The 4,024-nt window shown below is 48.2% G+C and carries 4 protein-coding genes; 1 reads left to right on the forward strand and 3 read right to left on the reverse strand.

Translation table 11 applies throughout. The features are described 5' to 3' along the window. Positions 1-165: 165 nt before the first annotated feature. The 3 genes from K2Q26_13610 to speB are packed head-to-tail and all read right to left on the reverse strand — an operon-like array spanning position 166 to position 2,856. On the reverse strand, positions 166-1,449 hold the full coding sequence (locus K2Q26_13610) for a hypothetical protein (protein ID MBY0316555.1): 1,284 nt from the start codon (positions 1,447-1,449) through the stop codon (positions 166-168). Further along, entirely contained in the window at positions 1,446-1,856 is a 411-nt protein-coding gene (locus K2Q26_13615) for a hypothetical protein (protein ID MBY0316556.1), read from the reverse strand. Before K2Q26_13615 ends, K2Q26_13610 begins: the two co-directional genes overlap by 4 nt. A 55-nt stretch (positions 1,857-1,911) precedes the next feature. Beyond that, positions 1,912-2,856 carry an agmatinase gene (gene speB / locus K2Q26_13620; GenBank protein MBY0316557.1) on the reverse strand — a complete coding sequence of 315 codons (945 nt, stop codon included), beginning with the start codon at positions 2,854-2,856 and terminating at the stop codon, positions 1,912-1,914. Between the two features lie 111 nt (positions 2,857-2,967). Here speB and K2Q26_13625 point away from each other — a divergent pair, with 111 nt between their 5' ends. Then, a complete protein-coding gene (locus tag K2Q26_13625; GenBank protein ID MBY0316558.1) occupies positions 2,968-4,014 on the forward strand; it encodes an A/G-specific adenine glycosylase in 1,047 nt (348 codons plus the stop codon). Positions 4,015-4,024 lie beyond the last annotated feature (10 nt).

The following is a 4,024-nucleotide window of genomic DNA, read 5'->3' on the forward strand; positions in this document are numbered from 1 at the left end:
ATTTATACTGCGGCCTTGCTTGCGGAGATTCTTGAATCCATAGGTAAAAAAGAAGAGGCGCAAAAAGTGGCGAAAGAGGGCTTAGCGAAAGCCCCTCCGAGCGTCGACAAGGACTCTGGCACATTTGCTAAAATGGAGTATCTTAAAAAAATCGCAGGTTTCTAATTATCGTTCGGTCGGCGACGTCCCGTCGTCGACAACTAAATCTCTGCTGTCGCAGGAAAACTTTCGAGAAGGTTCACAGTGGAGAGCCTGTGCGATCTCAGGATGGGCAAAAATAATTCGATTGATCCGGTCAAGATTTGGCGGATGTATACCGCCGGTAGTATCGGCCGGGGATGTGCGCTGTTCTCGGCGCTGGGAATTACAAATATTTCCGAGGTAGGGTGTGATTACCCCGAGACGCTCGATATCGTTCCGCGGTGGATTCTCACGCAAGTAACTCGCCGCCATTCTTGATCCCCAGATATCGCTCATCGCTTCGCTCGCGGGGCTTCCAAATCCATGGTTACAAAAGCACTGGGAGCGTCGACGAATGGCCGACGTCTGAATCTGAATCAGTCGGTCACGCTCTGCCTGCGTTTGCTGAACGTCAGGCCGGATCGCGAGAGTGTCTTGTAAAATTCGTCGGGATAGATTTGACGTCTCTTGTTCAGAAAAAACACCTTCGTCAAAGCCCGAGTTTCTAAGGCACGACTGAATTTTTTGGAAGGGATGTCGACTCGGCGAAATGGCGGGGGCAATGACTTCGATATTTCCGTTCTCCACATGCTCTCGAAACTGAGTGTCGGTCGCCGTGGTCAGGTCGGAAGGATTGATATGGAATTGTCCCACCGTTGTTGCGCTTGTGAAAGTTCTCAGGGCTTGAGATCGTCGAATTCGGATGAGGGGTAAGCTGGTGATGCAGTGACTGAGAGCATGTCCCATTTCGTGGCCGATCACATATTGAAGGGCCGCATTCGGAAGATTCATCGCTCCGTTACAGATAGTCATCGAATGACTGACTCCATCATAGTGCGCATTAGGTCCGTAGGCGGGACAACTGACGTTTCGGCTCCCTGAATTGGCATCAAATTTTAATGTTCTTAAACGAGTGATTAAATTTTGTTCCTCCGGAGTCAGTTGGGAGTCGGTCTTACCCTGCCGCACTTCTTCGATAAATCGTGTGCGAATCTGTTCGACCATAGTCGTTACAAGTTGTTTGCGGGCGGCAGATGTTCTGCCTTCGGATCTCGAGTTAAAAAAGAAAGATCTCCAGTTATTGTCGTAAGTGGGGTTTCGAAAAAAAGTCCCGTCGGGAAGGTAAATCCATTGCTGATGGGCTCGTTGTTTAAGAATTTCGCAGGAGCGAGTGATTCCCTCGGCGGTACACGGGGGGCGTGGTCCCTGGGATTCTGCAGGGGGAGTGGCCAGAGCTATCGATAAGAGGGAGAGGAGTGCGCTGATCAATTTGATCCACCAATAAGTTCGCGAGTGGTTTTCCAAAGACTAAAGAATTTTTCTTGTAAAGGACCTGCGCCGCTAGCGCAAACTTTAGAAGTTTCTGGCCGTTTTTGAGAATCCAAACGATTTTCGATGTGGACCACTTGAACACAGAGAGCCAGCGGTCTACGGAAGGCCATCACGGTCTGCGAAAAATCTGTCTTGAGTTGGTTGTATTTCTGTGGAGAAAAAGTTTTGATGGCAACAATCTTGTCGTTGAACTTATATCCCATCGAATTATTTTCGTAAAATATCAGCGATTCCGGAGACCAGCCTTCAAGGCTGAGGGCAAGCTCAACCTTAGCGGATGGAGAAGGCTTGATCGGTGCAGATAAACTCAACCCCGAAAATAGAAGAAGGACAAAGAATTTCACCCTTTTATTTTACTCACTCGGCGAGCTTGCTCACAAGCCCAGCGAGGTCGAGTTTTTATTTCTTTGCGTCTGCAGCGTAGATATTTAAAAGCTCAAAGAGAGTGTCCACGGCCGCTAAGCTGGTAATATCCGAGTGATCATAGGGTGGGGAAACTTCTACGATATCGGCGCCGACCATATTGGGAATCCGCAAACCTCGAAGAATGGTTTGTGTTTCGTAAGTGGTGAGACCGCCAACGACGGGAGTGCCAGTTCCGGGAGCGTAAGCGGGGTCAAGGCAGTCGATATCGAAGGTAATGTAGGCAGGATCTTTTCCGATAATTTTATTAATTTTTTTCGCAATATTTTCCAGTGGAGCATTACGAATGTCGTTCACTGTGATCACGTTGACGCCGTGTTTTTTAACAAAGTCGAGATCGTCTTTTCCAGCCAGTGGTCCACGAATGCCCACTTGGCAAAGTTTTTTTCCATCAACTAATCCCTCTTCGATCGCGTGGCGCATGAAGGCCCCGTGATGGTATTCACAGCCCCAAGCCGCTGGGTAAGTATCTAAATGCGCATCAAAGTGAATCACTGCCAATGGCTTTTTATATTTCTTATTTAAAGCGCGCAGAATGGGAAGTGTGGTGGAGTGATCACCGCCGACCGAAATAAATTTTTTATCTTTCTTAAGAAGTTCTGAAAAATATTTTTCGATGATCTCATAAGTTTTCATCACATCGATGGGAACGATCGGGACGTCTCCCACATCTGCGACTTTGATTTTTTCGATATACGTCATCTGACGTTCCCAGTGATAGATGCGACCGAGGGCCGACATTTCTCTGATTTTTCCTGGGGCAAAGCGGGCGCCGGGGCGATAGGAAAGTGAGCCATCAAATGGGACGCCGACCAGTGCGATATCATAATCGGCCTTGATGGGAACATGAGGTAGTCTAAAGAAAGTTTTGATTCCTGCAAATCGAGGGAGGTCTCGCCCTGATACTGGTTTGTATTCCATCTTCGCTCCTGCGTTATTAGGTGTCCGGCCAAAAAAGGTGGCATCCCTCTTTTTGGTCCGATGAAGTGGCTTGCTCACTTCTCAAATCCGAATTAAGTTTACGCTCACTCTATGGGGAAGTCCGTAAAAAAAACAAACAGCCGAGAGCGTAAAACTCCCGTTTTACCCGAGTCTAAAAAACTCGCTCAGGTCCTTGTGGATTGGTATGCCCATAACCATCGGGATTTGCCGTGGCGAAAAAGTCGTGATCCCTATAGGATCTGGATTTCGGAGGTCATGTTGCAACAGACGACCTCGCAGGCCGTGATTCCCTATTATCACCGCTTTATGGAAAAATTCCCAACCGTCGACCAATTAGCGGATGCTCCGCTGCCTCAAGTTTTAGAGGCGTGGGCGGGCTTAGGTTATTACTCGCGCGCGCGAAATCTTCATAAAGCCGCGCAGCTTTTATCTCAAAATGGTTTTCCCAAGACGTACTCCGAATTGATCGAGCTTCCTGGCTTTGGCCCTTACACGGCCCGCGCGGTGAGCAGTTTGGCTTTTGATGAGGCTGTGGGAGTGCTAGACGGAAATGTCATTCGCACTCTCAGTCGATATCTCGGGGAAAAGATCGAGTGGTGGACCACGGCGGGGAGAGATCGCTTGCAAACCGCGGCCGATGAATTGGCTCAGGCGAACAACAGCCATAACGTCAATCAGGCGATGATGGAGATGGGTGCAACAATGTGCACACCCAAAAGTCCCAGTTGCTTTCTTTGCCCATGGAATAAAGGGTGTGAAGCCCGTCGGCAAGGTCTACAAGATCAACTGCCTTTAAGAAAAGAAAAAAAAGAGGGGCTCCGACTTTTGTGGACTCCTTCGATCTTCGTAAAGGATAGAAAAATCGCTCTCGCGGAAAACAACTACGCTCCTTTTTTAAAGAAGGCGAAGATCTTCCCGGGTAAGGTCGAGGTGATCAAAGACAAACCCAAAAGCTTCACTTACAAACACAGCATCACGAAGTATGAAATCTTTATTCAGCTTCCTGAAACGTTGCCGACGAAAGTCGAGGCGTCGTCGGACGTGGAGTGGATCGCCCTTAAGGACGTCAAGAAGACAGCTCCCTATAACCTTGTTTTAAAAGCTCTCAACCATTTGAAACTCTTAAATAATAACTAAACCAAATCTG

This window comes from Bdellovibrionales bacterium (assembly GCA_019750295.1).
In the GTDB taxonomy this organism is placed as follows: Bacteria; Bdellovibrionota; Bdellovibrionia; order Bdellovibrionales; family JAGQZY01; genus JAIEOS01.

What these genes read in the sequence shown, in the direction of transcription:
- speB (MBY0316557.1), bottom strand. Translation starts at nt 2,856, where the DNA reads ATGGAATACAAACCAGTATCAGGGCGAGACCTCCCTCGATTTGCAGGA.
- K2Q26_13625 (MBY0316558.1), top strand. Translation starts at nt 2,968, where the DNA reads ATGGGGAAGTCCGTAAAAAAAACAAACAGCCGAGAGCGTAAAACTCCC.